This is a genomic window from Hymenobacter telluris (genome assembly GCF_017313265.1).
Lineage (GTDB): Bacteria > Bacteroidota > Bacteroidia > Cytophagales > Hymenobacteraceae > Hymenobacter > Hymenobacter telluris.
Genome location: NZ_JAFLQZ010000001.1, coordinates 238703 through 254715, shown reverse-complemented (window position 1 = coordinate 254715; position 16013 = coordinate 238703). Strand labels below are relative to the sequence as shown.

Annotated in this window: 11 protein-coding genes; 9 read left to right on the top strand and 2 right to left on the bottom strand. The window is 57.2% G+C overall.

Annotated elements, in window-relative coordinates:
- Positions 1 to 158: 158 nt before the first annotated feature.
- The 6 genes from J0X19_RS01040 (at position 159) to J0X19_RS01015 (ending at position 8926) form a co-directional block, all read left to right on the top strand.
- On the top strand, positions 159 to 1109 hold the full coding sequence (locus tag J0X19_RS01040) for a DUF2279 domain-containing protein (protein WP_242581787.1): 951 nt from the start codon (positions 159 to 161) through the stop codon (positions 1107 to 1109).
- 205 nt (positions 1110 to 1314) lie between these two features.
- Positions 1315 to 2424, top strand: coding sequence for a Smr/MutS family protein (locus J0X19_RS01035; RefSeq protein ID WP_206980024.1), 1110 nt, complete (start codon positions 1315 to 1317; stop codon positions 2422 to 2424).
- A gap of 180 nt (positions 2425 to 2604) precedes the next feature.
- Complete coding sequence (locus J0X19_RS01030) at positions 2605 to 3519, top strand: metallophosphoesterase (RefSeq protein ID WP_206980023.1); 915 nt, start codon at positions 2605 to 2607, stop codon at positions 3517 to 3519.
- A 151-nt stretch (positions 3520 to 3670) separates the two neighbouring features.
- Positions 3671 to 5542, top strand: a complete 1872-nt coding sequence (locus tag J0X19_RS01025; protein ID WP_206980022.1) for a M1 family metallopeptidase — start codon at positions 3671 to 3673, stop codon at positions 5540 to 5542.
- A 162-nt stretch (positions 5543 to 5704) separates the two neighbouring features.
- Positions 5705 to 6196 carry a MarR family winged helix-turn-helix transcriptional regulator gene (locus J0X19_RS01020; protein WP_206980021.1) on the top strand — a complete coding sequence of 164 codons (492 nt, stop codon included), beginning with the start codon at positions 5705 to 5707 and terminating at the stop codon, positions 6194 to 6196.
- A gap of 237 nt (positions 6197 to 6433) precedes the next feature.
- Positions 6434 to 8926: a TonB-dependent receptor gene (locus J0X19_RS01015; protein WP_206980020.1), complete on the top strand. Its 2493-nt coding sequence runs from the start codon at positions 6434 to 6436 to the stop codon at positions 8924 to 8926.
- A 120-nt stretch (positions 8927 to 9046) separates the two neighbouring features.
- Here J0X19_RS01015 and J0X19_RS01010 read toward each other — a convergent pair whose 3' ends face one another.
- The gene (locus J0X19_RS01010; protein ID WP_206980019.1) at positions 9047 to 9529 is read right to left on the bottom strand and encodes a hypothetical protein; all 483 of its coding nucleotides are present in this window, start codon (positions 9527 to 9529) and stop codon (positions 9047 to 9049) included.
- Positions 9530 to 9668: 139 nt separating this feature from the next.
- A complete protein-coding gene (gene porX, locus J0X19_RS01005; RefSeq protein WP_206980018.1) occupies positions 9669 to 11237 on the bottom strand; it encodes a T9SS response regulator signal transducer PorX in 1569 nt (522 codons plus the stop codon).
- A gap of 711 nt (positions 11238 to 11948) precedes the next feature.
- Here porX and J0X19_RS01000 point away from each other — a divergent pair.
- From J0X19_RS01000 to J0X19_RS00990, 3 genes are all read left to right on the top strand, one after another.
- On the top strand, positions 11949 to 13178 hold the full coding sequence (locus J0X19_RS01000; RefSeq protein WP_206980017.1) for an HD domain-containing protein: 1230 nt from the start codon (positions 11949 to 11951) through the stop codon (positions 13176 to 13178).
- A 158-nt stretch (positions 13179 to 13336) separates the two neighbouring features.
- Complete coding sequence (gene lpxD, locus J0X19_RS00995; RefSeq protein WP_206980016.1) at positions 13337 to 14377, top strand: UDP-3-O-(3-hydroxymyristoyl)glucosamine N-acyltransferase; 1041 nt, start codon at positions 13337 to 13339, stop codon at positions 14375 to 14377.
- Between the two features lie 136 nt (positions 14378 to 14513).
- The gene (locus J0X19_RS00990; RefSeq protein WP_206980015.1) at positions 14514 to 15908 is read left to right on the top strand and encodes a bifunctional UDP-3-O-[3-hydroxymyristoyl] N-acetylglucosamine deacetylase/3-hydroxyacyl-ACP dehydratase; all 1395 of its coding nucleotides are present in this window, start codon (positions 14514 to 14516) and stop codon (positions 15906 to 15908) included.
- Positions 15909 to 16013: the final 105 nt, after the last annotated feature.

The following is a 16013-nucleotide window of genomic DNA, read 5'->3' as shown; positions in this document are numbered from 1 at the left end:
GGGAAAAGCTGAACGGGAATTCAGCCACAGAAAAAATGCAGTAAAAGCCAGTAAAGGTACTCAATCTGCCCTTTCAGCTGACAAGCCGGCCGGTGCTTTTGTTCGTAGCTTTGGCGGTCTACTTCAACTTTGCCGTGTTCTGTCTGGTTCAGCTTGCTTTGCGCCTCTCCCCTAGCCCACTCCGTCGGTGGCTGGGCTTGTTGCTGGCAAGTAGCTTACTGCCGCTACACGCTCTGGCCCAACCGCCCGTTCCCGACTCACTAACCACTGCGGGGGCGCCTGCTGCTGATACCACTGCTGCGCGCCTCAACCGCCGCTTGCCACTGCTGGTAGGGGGCTTGGCCGTCACGTACACCGGCCTTGTGTATGCGCTGAGCGAGGCGTGGTACACCGGCGAGAAAACCAAGCTCCACTGGTTCAACGACTTGCCGGAGTGGAAGCAGATGGACAAGGCGGGCCACTTCTGGGGCGCTTTTCACCAGAGCCGCGGCGCCGTGGATATGCTGCGCTGGGCCGGCGTACCCGACCGGCGGGCCCTCTGGTACGGCGGCTTTGTGGGGTTTCTGCTGCAAAGTCCCATCGAGCTGCTCGACGGCCGGGACCCCGCCTACGGCGCGTCGGCCTCTGACTTGGCGGCCAACTTTCTGGGGTCAGCGGGTTTGATTGGGCAGCAACTGGCCTGGGGCGAGGTACGCATCATGCCCAAATACTCGTTTCATACCACGCCCTACGCTGCCCGCCGGCCCAACGTGCTGGGCCGGAGCCTGGCCGAGCAGCACCTGAAAGACTACAACGGCCAAACCTACTGGCTGTGTGCCGACGTGGGGGCCTGGCTACCTGCTACTTCGCGCTGGCCCCGCTGGCTGCAACCGGCCGTGGGCTACGGCGCCCAGCAAATGGTGTTCAACGACCCCGCCACCAACGCCGCCGCCGGCCTGCACGCCTACCGGCAGTACTACCTCACGCTGGACGTAGACCTGCGCCGTATCCCCACCCGTAGCAAGCTGCTACGGCGGGTATTCTACGTGGCCAGCATCTTCCATCTGCCCGCCCCAGCGCTGGAATGGAACAAGCGGCGCGGTTTCGTGGCGCACGGCCTATATTATTGAGAAACGGCCGTGAGCAGCCGCGCCGGGTTGGCTGTATGCAGGATGCGCACGTTTTATAATGGCCACTGCCTGCGTCTGGGCCGTATTTTCCAGCCTGGGCCCAGTGCCGACTTTTTCTTTCCGACTTTTGCTTTGTTGGAAGCAAGCGCGCCCACCTTTCCTGGGAATGCGCGTAATCCGATACACCTGTTTAAATCTGTGATTCATGAACGTAGGAGATAGAGTACGCCTGTTAACCGGCCGTGAGCAAGGCATCATTACCCGCCTGCTCAGCGACGAGCTGGTGGAAGTGGCCATCGACAATGATTTTACCATTCCGGTGCTGCGCCGCGAGGTGGTGGTAATAGCCGCCGACGAGCAAAAGGCATTCGGCACTTCTTCCCAAGGCCCCGTAGCCCCGCGCGACGTAGCCAAAGCCGCGAAGGCCGCCAAATCGGCGAAGGCAGCACAGCCTAAAATGCCGCAGCCAGGTGCGTCTGCCCAGAGCAAAGCTGAACAGCCTACGCCGCCCAAGGCCACGGTGGCGCAGCCGGCCCCCAAAGGCCTGTATTTGGCGCTTACCCACCAGTCGCCGGAATTACTGTCGGTGCACGTCATCAACAATACCGATACCGATGTGCTGTTCACCTACGGCGAGGAGCGGCGCGAGCAATACCGCGGCCTGACTTCCGACAAGCTCGGCCCGAAAGCCGTTAGTGCGGCGCTGGGGCACTTCCACCTTAAGGATTTCGACCAGTGGCCGGCCTTGGTGGTGCAGTTGCTGCCGCACCAGGTAAACGGCAACACGGCCTATGAGCTACTAACCAAACGCACCCAGTTCCGGGCCGGCAGCTTCTACACCAGCCGCCGCGAGGCGCCGGTGCTCAAGCAAGATGCCTACCTGTTTCAGCTGGATGAGAAGCCCGCCGCCCCGGTGGCCATTGCCCCCGACAAGCTAGCTGAAACCTTAAAAGCGCAGCTCAGTGGCAATGCGCCCGCCAAACCCGCCGCCGTAGCCCCCGCTCCGGAGCCCGCCAAAGCCATAGTGGCGCCGCCCCACGAGGTGGACCTGCACCTGGAAGCCCTCCAGCCCGAAGGCGCTCAGGAGCTTTCCAACACGGCCATCCTGAAGCTGCAAATAGAAGCGTTTGAAGATGCCTTGAGCCGCGCTTTGGCCACCAACATGCACGAAATTGTGTTCATCCACGGCTCGGGCAGCGGCACGCTCCGCAAGGAAATCCACAAGCTGCTGAGCCGCAACAAGGACATCAAATTCTTCGAGGACTCCCGCAAAGAGAAGTTCGGCTACGGCGCCACGCTGGTCCGCCTGAAGTAAAACTAAAAACCAGTTCCCCTCCTTAGCTGAGGAGGGGTTAGAGGTGGTTGAACAACCATTGAACGAGTACTAGCCTTAGCTTTTTAGCTCTAGTTCTTCAACCACCCCTAGCCCCTCAGCTAAGGAGGGGAACTAGTTTTTAGAATCATTTGGTAGTGAATACCCTAGATCAACAAACCCATGTACGACATCATCGGTGACATTCACGGGCACGCCCACGAGCTGCGCGCCATGCTGGCCAAGCTTGGCTATACGCTGGAACAAGGCGTGTACCGGCACCCCAACCGGCAGGTGATTTTCGTGGGTGACTTTATTGACCGGGGGCCGAACATTCGGGAAACGCTGGAAATTGTGCGCGGTATGGTGGACGGTGGCGCGGCCCTGGCGGTGATGGGCAACCACGAGTACAACGCCATCTGCTTCCACGAAAAGCACCCGCAGGGCGGCCATCTGCGGCCCCACATGGCGCGCAACATTATGCAGCACTACAAAACGCTGGAAGCCTTCAGCACCCGGGAAGGCTGGGCGCAGTGGCAGGACTATATTGAGTGGTTCAAGACGTTACCGCTGTTTCTGGAGTTGCCGGGCTTGCGCGTGGTGCACGCCTGCTGGGACCCGCGCCACATCGAATATCTGCGCCAACAGTTGCCCGACGCCCGCCTCACCGATGCCTTTCTGCTGCGTAGCTCCCAGCGCGGCACGCCCGAATATCAGGCCGTGGAAGACACGCTCAAAGGCAAGGAAGTCAACCTCCCTCCCGCCGTTTCCTTTCACGACAAAGACGGCCACGCCCGCACCAAAATGCGCACCCGCTGGTGGCGCGACCCGCAGCAGTGCACCTATCAGGAGTACTACCTGGAGCCCATCGAGTCCCTGAACCCACTGCCCGTTGACTACGCTGCCCTCACCGATGCCTGGCACTACCAGGACGATACACCTGTATTCTTCGGCCATTATTGGCTGCGCGGCACGCCCCAGGTACTAGGCCCCCACGCCGTCTGCCTGGATTACAGCGTGGCGAAAGGCGGCGAGTTGGTGGCCTACCGCTGGCACGGCGAGCAGGAGCTGACGCCCGCCGGGTTGGTAAGCGTGTAGCAGTACCGAGCAGCAAGCACTTCAAGTAAACCTACCGACATAAAAGACGTCAGGCTCCCCCTCTCTTTTGGAGAGGGGGCTGGGGGGTGAGGTCCGCCTCCCGCCCAGCCCCACTGGACTATGGTTACTTTTGTAGAAATATTCTTTCCGCATGAAGTTCCCCACTATCCTGCCTGCCGTACTGGCCCTTGCTGCCACATTACCCAGCCTCGGCCAGCAGCTACCCGTTCCGCTCGATCTGCAAGCCACGTACACGAAAGGCACCCGCTCTGTTACCGGCGCGCCGGGCCCCCGGTACTGGCAAAATTCCGCCGAGTACGACCTCAACGTCAGCTTCGACCCAGCTACGCGCAAAGTGGCGGGCACCGTGGACATCGTGTACCGCAACGCCAGCCCCGATTCGCTCCGGCTGCTGCAATTTCGGCTCTATCCCAATCTTTACCAGAAAGGCGCCCCGCGCGTCAACCGCATCAGCCCCGAGGATGTGAGTGAAGGAGTGCAAGTTGAAGCGCTCAGCCTGGGCGGGCAGGCGCAGGATGTGCGCAAACTGACCATTCAGGCCACCAACATGCCCGTGAAGCTGCCGAAACCGTTGGCACCGGGTGGCAGCCTGCCGGTGCGCGTAGCGTACTCCTACGTCCTCAACAAAGGCTCCCACATCCGCACCGGCGAAATAGAGCCGGGCGCGGCTTTTGTGGCGTATTTCTTCCCGCGCATTGCCGTGTACGACGACCTCGACGGCTGGAACACCACGGATTACAACGGCTCCCAGGAGTTCTACAACGACTTTTGCACCTTCCGGGCCGCCATTACGGTACCGCGCAACTTTGTGGTGTGGGCCACTGGTGATTTAAAAAACACCAGCCAGGTCTTGGCCCCAAAATACGTGCAACGCCTGCAGCAAGCCGAGCAGCAAGACGGCATCAGCACCATCATCGGCCCCGACGACCTTAAGCGCCAAGACATTACCGCCGCTAGTCCTCAGAACACCTGGCGCTTTGAAGCGCAGGACGTAACGGATTTTGTGTTTGCCACCGCCGACCATTACGTGTGGCAGGCCAGTAGCCTCGTGGTGGATGCCGCCACCAAGCGCCGTACCCGCGTCGATGCCGTGTACAATCCCAAACACAAGGATTTCGAGGAAGTGGTGCAGTTCACGCGCCAGACTGTGGAAGCCATGAGCTACACCTTTCCGAAGTGGCCCTTCCCCTACGCCCACGAAACCGTGTTCGACGGCCTCGACCAGATGGAGTACCCCATGATGGTGAACGACAACCCCGTGGCCACCCGCGACGACGCCATTACCCTCACCGACCACGAGGTATTCCACACCATGTTTCCGTTCTACATGGGCACCAACGAAACCAAGTACGGCTGGATGGACGAGGGCTGGGCTACCATTGGCGAGTGGATTGTGTCCGGCCTCATCAAGCCCGGTTTCGAGGACGACTACGGGGTGGAGCCCTACGCCCGCGGCTCGGCGCAGGAATTCGATGTGCCCGTCACCACGCTCAGCACCCTCCAAAACGGCACCGCGTTCTTCCTGAATTCCTACCCCAAGCCGGCCCTGGGCTACCTCTACGTGAAGGATTTGCTCGGTGACGAGCTATTCACCAAGGCCCTGCACACCTACATCCGTAACTGGCACGGCAAGCACCCCATGCCCTATGATTTCTTCAACTCGATGAACACGGGGGCTGGCCAAAACCTGAACTGGTTCTGGCAGCGCTGGTTTTTCGACGACGGCTACCCCGACCTGTCCATTACCAGCGTCAGCAAAACCAGCACCGGCTACAACGTGCTGGTAACCGCCAAAGGCACCAAACCCGTCCCGGTGGACCTGACCGTAACTTTTGCCGATGGCAAAACCGAGAAAATCCACCGCACCGTAGCCGTGTGGCAGGCCGGTAACACCACCGTAACCGTGCCGGTAGCCACCAAACAAACCGTACGCAAAGTGGTCCTGGGCAGCACCTACGTCCCCGACAAGCACAAGGCCGATAACACGTTTGAAGTGAAATAGGTAATTCTTATAGACTCTAGTCTCCCCATCTCCTTTTTCGGAGAGGGGGCCGGGGGGGTGAGGCCCCACATCTGCGCCGCCGAAAAAATATTTCTTACTTCAGGCAACTTCAATGATATATCATACATCTTTACAGTAACAATCTATTTAATACCAACACGCATGCTATCCAGCATCATCTTCTATTCGCTCGACAAGGCCATCCGTCAGTACCGCAAGATGGCTCAGGCCAACATCGACCGGGCGGGCATTGCCATTACCATCGACCAATGGCTGGTGCTGCGCGTGATTCAGGAACACGACGACCTCACCCAAACCGACATTGCCGAGCGGGTTTTCAAAGACCAGGCTTCGGTGGCCCGCATGATTAGCCTGATGCTCAAAAGTGGCTTGCTGGCTGCGGAGCCGCTCCCCCATGATGGCCGCCGGAACCGGTTACGGGTGTCGGAGAAGGGGTTGCGCACCCTGGATGCCGTGCAGCCCGTGGTGCTCAGCAACCGGCAGGTGGCGCTGGAAGGCCTTTCGGAAGCGGATTTAGCTGTTATGCGCCCACTGCTCGAACGAATTTATAGCAACTGCCTCGCGGGCGCCGAACCTACCCCGGAGCCAATTCAGAATAGAACCGCGCTAAACGCTACAACTCAACCACAATAGCTTCAAAGAAAAACTCGTCAACCTATTGCATCTACGAAACTATTCGTATTTATTTGTACGAACAGTTTCGTAGAACAAGAATATAGCCCTGTATCCATCTGCACCCTGAGCTATGGCCTACGCTCAGGATGCCGCCGGCTGGTAGCTACTATGGCTACTGCCATGCCTTGCGCGCTCATAATCAGGATGTAGCAAGCAAATTCATTCGGTTTCTCCTTCCCTTCGACTTTATCACCCATGAACAAGAATTTCTTCATGCGGCTACGTGCGTCCTTGTCCGCCGGACTTCTGGTTGCCGCAATTCTCATTTCCGCCCGAGCTGCCACTGCGCAACAAGTTGGTGCTGTGAGCGGCTCAGTACACGAAACTTCAGGCCGGGCGGTGCCATTTGCCACGCTCACCCTGCACCGCGCCACTGATTCTGTAGTTGTAAAATCCGACTTCAGCGACGACAAAGGTGCCTTTCGGCTGACAACCGTATCACCCGGCCGCTATGTGGTGTTGGCCTCGCAAGTGGGGTTCGTGCGGCAGTGGAGTGCGCCGTTTGAGGTGGCTGCCACGGAGGTGAAGCTGCCGGCCTTTACGCTGCAAGCCAGCAAGGCCACCAACCTGCAAGAAGTCACCGTAGTAGGTCAGAAACCGATGTTCGAGCGCCTCGCCGACCGGACCATTGTGAACGTGGAAGGCAGCACCTTGGCTGCCGGGGCCAGCTCGCTGGAAGTGCTGGGCCGGGCGCCGGGCGTCACCGTGGACGGCAACGACAACCTGGCCCTTAAAGGCCGCCAGGGCGTGCTGGTGCTCATCGACGGCAAGCGCCAGCCCATGACGGGTTCCGAACTGGCAGACTACCTGCGTGCCCTGCCCGCCGACCAAGTGAAAAATATCGAGCTGATTACCAACCCGCCTGCCAAGTACGATGCGCAGGGCGGGGCCGGCATCATTGCCATCAACCTCAAGAAAGACCAGCGCCAAGGCACCAACGGCACCCTGAATGCCAGCTACGGCCTGAGCCGCTTCAACAACAGCAATAACGGCAAGTACGTGACGGGCTTGTCCGTGAACCATCGGCACCAAAAGCTGAACCTGTTCGGGAGCTACTCCTACGCCGACCGCGAAAACGCCAGTGCCCTGAACATCAACCGTAGCTTCTTCAGCTACTCCGATCAGCAGAAGCTTTTTGCAGGCAGTACGCTCCAAGAAAACTTCTCGCACAACCAAGGCCGCTCCCACACCTGGAAAGCCGGGCTCGACTATACCCTCGGCGAGCATACGGTGGTGGGAGGCACCGTGAACGGGCAGCAATACAACACCGTGCAGGACGGCACCAATTACACCGAGCAGTTCAACGCCCTCAGCAACCCGCTGGCCCGCTACCGCTCCACCAACGACCGTAGCTACATCACCTCCAACATTGCCGGTAACCTCAACCTGCGCCACACCTTCGCCTCCGACTCGGCGGGCCCGCGCGAGCTAACCGCCGATGCCGACTACGCCTACTACGATACGCGCCGCCTGCAACAGCTCAACACGCTGTATTTCTTGCCCAAAGACTCCACTGATTTGCTGGACGGCAACCAGCAAGGCGGCCTCACCATTCAGTCGGTGAAGGTTGATTACACCCACCCCGTCAGCAAGCAGCTGCGCCTGGAAGCGGGCGGCAAAGTGAGTTGGGTACGCTCCGATAATGACGTACTGTTTCGGGTTCCGGGCACCGATGGCGTCGGGCTGGTCCGGGACCCGCGCCGCTCCAATCATTTCATTTATGATGAGAACATCAATGCGGGCTACGTCAATGTGAACTACACCCTACCCGGCTGGAACCTGCAAGGCGGCCTGCGCGGCGAGCAAACCAACGTTACGGGCCGCCCCGAAAACCCAGCCGAAGGCTTCGACCGCAACTACTTTCAGTTTTTCCCTAGCGCCGCCATCAAACGCACGTTCACGCCCAAGCAAGAAACCTCGCTGTCGTTGAGCCGCCGCATCGACCGGCCTTCGTACGGGCAGCTGAACCCGTTCCGCTCGTACATTGACGCTACCACGTACGGCGCCGGCAACCCCAACCTGCGCCCCCAAACCAGCTACAACTTCGAGCTGACGCACACCTACCTTCAAAAGTACAGCCTCGGCGTGAGCTACAGCCTTACGTCCGACCCCATCATCAACACGGTGCAGCCCGCCGACGACAGCACCCGCGCCATTGTATCAACCAACCAGAACCTGGGCCAGCAGCACTACGTGGCCCTCACGCTGAACGCGCCGCTGGAACTTGCCAAGTGGTGGACCATGAATAACAACGCAGTGCTGTATTACAACCGCTTCAGGGGCTCCTTAGCCGGTACCGACCTCAACGCGGGCAAAGCGGCCTACAGCATCACCTCCAACAGCTCCTTCACGCTTGGCAAAGGGTGGAGTGCTGATTTGAGCGCCCGGTACCAATCGGCGGAGGTGTATGGTTTCTTCCGGCTGCGGCCCCAGGGCGAGGTTACGGCGGGCATTCAAAAGTCGGCCTGGGACCGGAAGGGCACCTTCAAGCTCAACGTCACCGACATTTTCTTTACCAGCGTTACGCGGGCCACGTCCACCTACAACAACTACGCCGAGCGGTTCTACCAAAGCCGCGACTCCCGCGTAGCTACCTTATCGTTCTCCTACCGCTTCGGCAACGACAAAGTAGCCCCCACTCGCCGCCGCCAGGGCGGTGCCGAGGACGAGAAGCGCCGGGCGGGATAAGAATAACAATGTTATAAACTCGCTAAACCGTACGCGAAGTAGTTATAGGCAGCACCTACATACTCGACAAGTACAAAGCGGTAACGTATGGGAGGGAAAACAGCATTACACAAGCCCTACTCATATAGGTTTAATTTCATGCACCTCTACTTGGCTGGTACTTCTAAAACGGAGTGAAAAATTTCCCTGCTTTGTTTTCAAGGTATAGTTATATATTTCGTTGTTGACAGGATAAATATCTAGGGTATCTGATAAGGTGATACTTACTGGAATGATAAATCTATCATTCAAGCCACAATCCCAACAATGAACGTCTCTTTCAATCGGGTCATTCGTTGTTAGGGTTACGGTCTTTTCTTTAAAAGGGCTTTGCACTTGACCATATGTGGTTGGCCTGATGAGCCTATACCATTCGCTAGTTGAAAAGCTTAATCCAACCTCAGCTTTTCGTAAAGAAGCTAGAATATCAGTTGTATCTAGTTGGCAGACCGGGAAAAACTTCATCGAGTAGCTACCGTCTTGCCCCTGCCCTCTTTGGAGAACTATTATTCCTTTACCGGTAAATTTGGTACCAGGTATAATTTCGCAACTGGGTTTAGACACACAGCCACTCAACAAACACAAGGCGTATATCCAGAAAATCCTACTTCTCATATGAAAGTGTAATGTAACTAGTAGATGGTGAATGAATAAAAAAGGCTAACTCATACGAGTTAGCCTTTTTTGTTCGCTTTGGATTCCGTTACCCTTTCGGTGTCAGTGTGATGTACGGAATGATGCACTCTTCCAGGGAGATGCCGCCGTGCTGGAACGTGTCCTTGTAGTAGTTCACGTAGTAGTTGTAGTTGTTGGGGTAGGCGAAGAAGTAGTCACCGACCGTGAAGACGTAGGCGGTGCTCACGTTTTCGCGGGGCAGGAAAATGCGCTCCGGCTTACGCACGGTGTACACGTCTTTGCTGTCGTCGAAGCCCAGGTTTTTGCCGTGCTTGTAGCGCAGGTTGGTATTGGTGTTCCGGTCGCCCACAATCTTGTAGGGGCGCTTCACCCGAATGGTGCCGTGGTCGGTGGTAATAACCAACTTGCCTTTGCGCTCGGCAATCTGCTGCAACATTTCATACAGCGGCGAGTGCACAAACCACGAGCGGGTGATGCTGCGGTACGCCGACTCATCGGCGGCCAACTCCCGAATCATGGCCATGTCGGTGCGGGCGTGGCTGAGCATGTCCACGAAGTTGTAGACGATGATGTTCAGCTTGTTGTTGTTGTGCAGGTTGGCCATTTTGCCCAGCAAATCTTTACCGGCTTGCAGGTTGGTCACCTTGTTGTAGCTGAACTTCTGCTTCTGGCCGGCCTTCTGGAAGTTGATTTCCACCAGCTCGGCTTCGTGTAGGTTTTTGCCTTCGTCGTCGTCGTCCCACACCCACAGGTTGGGGTATTTCTTCTGAATATCACCGGGCATCATACCCGCGAAAATGGCGTTGCGGGCGTAGGCCGTGGTGGTGGGCAGGATGGAGTAGTACATTTCCTCCTGGTCCACGGTGAACAGCTCAGCAATAATGGGCTCCAGAATCTTCCACTGGTCGTAGCGCAGGTTGTCGATGAGCACGAAGTACACGGGCGTGTCGCCGGTGGACTTCATCAGCGGAAACACCCGCTCCTTGAACAACTGGTGCGACATAAGCGGGGCGTCCTTATCGTCGCCGTTCACCCAGTCCTCGTAGTCCTCGGTGATAAAGCGGCCGAAGTACGTATTAGCCTCGTCTTTCTGCATGTTGAAGACGTCGGCCATGCTTTTGCCTTCCGTCTCGTTGATTTCCAACTCCCAGTACACCAGCTTCTTGTACACATCGGCCCACTCGCTGGGGCTGAGGCGGTCGGAGAGCTGCATGCCCAGTTGGCGGAAGTCGCGCTGGTAGCCTGAGTTGGTTTTCTCGGACACCAGGCGCTTGTTGTCGAGCACCTTTTTCACCGACAGCAGAATCTGGCTGGGGTTAACGGGCTTGATGAGGTAATCGGCAATTTTGGAGCCGATGGCGTCCTCCATAATGTGCTCTTCCTCGCTCTTGGTAATCATGATGACGGGAAGCGTGGGCTTGGCCGCCTTGATTTCGGTGAGCGTTTCGAGGCCGGTGAGGCCGGGCATATTTTCGTCGAGGAACACGATGTCGTAGTTCTGCTCCTGCACTTGCTCGATGGCGTCGGCACCGGAGTTGACGCCGGTTACGTCGTAGCCTTTTTCCTGCAAAAAGAGAATGTGCGGCTTGAGCAGGTCGATTTCATCATCGGCCCAGAGTATGCTGTAACGTTGCATTGAGTGGGGTCTTAGGTGTAAAGCCAACTGTAAAATTGGCGCGGCAATAAACGAGCTTCTTGCAGTAGTTTACCATTTGTAGCAACGTTGGATTCCAAAGAACCTAACGGGCTTAAAAGGGTTGCAACTGAAGTTTCGTAAGTAGCTTTACTCCCAATCCTTGGTTTTTGATTTAAAAAATTATCGCCAACAGATATTCCCGCCAAACTCTGCCGTAAAGAAGCGGAAAAATTGTTAGTATCTATTTCGCTTCAACTTTACTGGCTTTACCGGATTGTACGGGCCCGAACTGCATACCATGCAACACCAAGGAACCCGACTGCCACGGGCACGCACAACGCTATAACTACATAGCGTCCATTTGGATCAGCATACGCCGTATCGTTTAACAAGCCGTAGGAAACCAGCAACAAGAGGCTCGCAAGAACCAGCCCCGTAATCCGCACTGCTAGAACCTTGGGATTGAGAGTCATAATCATTGTTGACGCACTAACTACCAGCACACCCAAACGCAGTAACATTACAGCAAACGTAATCATGGAGCCCTCGTCAAGCAGCAAAACCTCTATCATCTTTTAGGCTATGAAAATCACTATATAGTATTGCGCTGGAAAGTACAACAAATTGAAGGAAACCTCTGGGTTACGATGTAGTACAGTATTCAGAATTCTTCATTCATGGCGGCTTCATGCTGTCAACACCAATTGTCCCTTGAACAAAAAGAAAATCTTCAACGACCCGGTGTATGGCTTTGTTACCATCCCTACCGAGTTGTTGTTCGACCTGATTGAGCACTCGTATTTCCAGCGGCTGCGGCGAATTCAGCAGCTGGGGCTCACCATGTTCGTGTATCCGGGGGCGCTGCATACCCGCTTCCACCACGCGCTGGGCGCCATGCACCTGATGTCGTTGGCGCTACGCACGCTCAAAGACAAGGGCGTGGCTATTACTGCCCGTGAAGGCGAAGCTGCCCAAGCCGCCATCCTGCTCCACGACATCGGCCACGGCCCCCTCTCCCACGCCTTGGAGCGCAGTATTTTCCACGGCGTCGACCACGAGCAAATCAGCTTGCACCTGATGCGCAAGCTGAACGCCGAGTTTGATGGCGCGCTGGATTTGGCCATCGAAATCTTCCAGGGCACCTACCACCGGCCGTTCTTTCACCAGCTCGTCAGCAGCCAGCTCGACATGGACCGGCTCGACTACCTCAACCGGGACTCATTCTATACCGGCGTGCAGGAGGGCCGCCCCGGCGCCGACCGCCTCATTAAAATGCTAACCGTGGTGGACGAGAAGCTGGTGCTGGAAGAAAAAGCGGTGTACAGCATCGAGAACTTTCTGGTGAGCCGGCGGCTGATGTACTGGCAGGTGTACCTGCACAAAACCGTTACCAGCGCCGAGCAGATGATTATCCGCATCATGCAGCGTGCCCAGGAACTGACCCGTGCCGGCCACAAGGTACCGGCCTCCCCAGCTCTGCACTTCTTCCTGGCCAAAGCCGTAACCCAGGTGGATTTCGAAACCGACGACGCCATCCTGCGCCGCTTCACCCGCCTCGACGATACCGACGTGTGGAGCGCCGTCAAGCTCTGGGCCGACCACCCCGACAAGGTGTTGAACTACCTCTCCCAAAGCATTCTGGACCGGCACCTGTTCAAAATCAGCCTCCAAACCGAGCCGTTTGATGCTGACTTCCAGATTGGCATTGTGGAGCTGATTGCCGAGCGGTTCGGCCTTACTCACACCGACGCCGCCCAGCTCATGATTGCCGGCCGCATCAGCAACAACGCCTACGACGCCGACGGCCAGGACACCATCGACGTGCTAACCAAGCGCGGCCGGGTAGTAAACGTAGCCGAAGCCTCCGACCTGCCCAACATCAAAGCCCTCGGCCAGCGCGTAGAAAAGCACTATATCTGCTACCCCAAGGAAATCCTGTGATGTAGTGCGTAGTGCTTGGTGCCTAGTGCTTAGGTTGTTCCGCTACTACTGATAGAACAACCTAAGCACTAGGCACCAAGCACTATTCCCTAGCTCCTAAACGACCTAGGCACTAGGCACGAGGCACTACGCACTAAACTTTTCTCTACTTTTGCCCGATGGAATTTACGGTAGGTCAGATAGCCGAAGTGCTGCACGGCACAGTGGAAGGCGACGCAGCACAGCCCATCAACCGGCTGGCAAAAATCGAAGAAGCTCAGGCTGGGGCCTTGTCTTTCCTGGCCAATCTTAAATACGAAGCCCACCTCTACACAACGGGCGCTTCGGCCGTTATTGTGAGCCGTACGCTGGAGCTGCGGCACCCGGTAAGCACGGCGCTCATCCGGGTCGACGACCCGTATTCCAGCTTCACCACCCTGCTTGAGTTCTATCAGCAAGCTACCCGCACCGGGCGGCGCGGCGTGGAGGAACCCAGCTTTCTGGGCGCTAACTCCAGCATCGGCGGCAACCACTACCGCGGGGCCTTTTCCTATGTGGGGGAGAACTGCGAAATCGGCGACGATGTGGTGATATTTCCGCACGTTTTCATTGGTGACCGGTGCAAGATTGGCAGCGGCACTATCCTGTACGCCGGCGCCAAAATCTACGCCGAAACCGTTATTGGCGAGCGGTGCACCATTCATGCCGGGGCCGTAGTAGGTTCCGATGGGTTTGGGTTTGCGCCGCAGCCCGATGGCTCCTACCGCACCATTCCGCAGATTGGCAACGTGGTGCTGCAAGACAACGTCAGCATCGGCGCCAATGCCACCATCGACTGCGCCACCATGGGCTCGACCATCATCCGGGAAGGCGCCAAAATCGACAACCTGGTGCAGATTGCCCACAACGTGGAAATCGGGCGCCATACGGTAGTGGCCTCGCAGAGCGGCATTTCCGGCTCCACCAAAGTTGGCGACTTCTGCGTGCTGGCGGGCCAGGTAGGCTTGGCCGGGCATCTCACGCTGGCCAACCGCACCACCGTTACGGCCCAGTCGGGCGTGGGCAAATCCATCAAGGAAGAAGGTGTATTCCTGCAAGGAGCCCCGGCCTTCAACCTGCGCGACAGTTTGCGGGCTCAGGCCGTTTTCCGGCACCTACCCGAGCTGGAGCGCCGCATCACCGACCTGGAACGCCGCACAAACCCGACAGAAAAGCCCTAGCTTTGCGACTCAGAAGTTAGAAGACAGGAGCTGGAAGCTAGAAGGCAACCGCAACGCTTCGGTTCTTCTAGCTTCTCTTTTTTACCTTCTCTTTAGTCCCTTCTAGCTCCTAGCTTCTGGCTTCTAGCTTCTGTAGATGAACGACAAGCAACACACCATCAAGGCCCCCGTTACGGTAAGCGGCATCGGGCTCCACACCGGCGTTCAAGCCACCATGACGTTCTGCCCGGCCCCGGTTGGCCACGGCTACCAGTTCCAGCGCATGGACCTGCCCGACAAGCCCATCGTAGTGGCCGATGTCGACAACGTAGTGGACCTGTCGCGCGGTACTACTATCGAGCAGAACGGCGCCCGCGTAAACACGGTGGAGCACACGCTGGCGGCTTTGGTGGGCTTACAGATTGATAACGTGTTGATTAAGCTGGATGGCCCCGAGCCCCCCATCATGGATGGGTCCAGCTACCAGTTCATTCAGGCGCTGGAAGATGCCGGCCTGGAAGAACAGAATGCGCTACGCAACTTCTACGAAATTCCCTCGGAAATCCGTTTTGTGGACAACGGCCGCGCCGTGGAGCTGGCGGCCCTGCCGCTCAACGATTACCGCCTGACGGTAATGGTGGATTATAACTCGCCGGTATTGGGCTCGCAGCACGCCTCGCTCACCGATATCAGCCAGTTCAAGCACGATATTTCCAGCTCCCGCACCTTCTGCTTCTTGCATGAGCTAGAGGCCCTTTACAAGCAAAACCTCATCAAAGGCGGCGACTTGAGCAATGCCATTGTGGTGGTAGACCGGGTGGTAAGCGAGGACGAGCTGACTGAGTTGGCCACCATGCTGGGCAAGCCTAAAGTGGCGGTGAAAAAGGAAGGCATCCTCAACAACGTAGACCTGCGCTACAAAAACGAGCCCGCCCGCCACAAGCTCCTCGACCTGGTAGGCGACCTGGCGCTGGTAGGCCGGCCGCTGAAAGGCCAGATTCTGGCGGCCCGCCCTGGCCACGCAGCCAACGTAGCGTTTGCTAAGAAGATCAAGAAGAAGATGATGGAGGCCAACTCCTCCCCCGTGCCGCACTACGACCCCACCCGGGAGCCGGTCATGGACATCAACCAAATCATGCAGGTGTTGCCGCACCGCTACCCGTTCCTGCTGATCGACAAAGTGATACACCTCGACGACACGTCGGTGGCGAGCATCAAGAACGTGACTATCAACGAGCCGTTCTTTGTGGGGCACTACCCCGGCAACCCCGTATTCCCGGGTGTGTTGCAGGTGGAAGCCATGGCCCAAACAGGTGGCATTTTGGTGCTAAATACTGTACCAGATCCAGAGAATTATACCCCTTACTTTGTGGGCATCGAGAACTGCCGTTTCCGCCGCATGGTAAAGCCCGGCGACACGGTAGTGTTCAAGTGCTGGCTGCTGGCGCCCGTCAAGCGCGGCATTGCCAAAATGCGCGGCCAGGCCTTTGTGAACGGCAAAGTGGTGATGGAAGCCGAAATGAGTGCCGCCATCGTACGTAAAGACGCCTAAAATCAATTAAAAATTAAAAATGAAGAATTAAAAATGCCCGTGACCGTTCAGATGGGGCCATCTGCTTCAATTTTTAATTTTTAATTCTTCATTTTTAATTGATTA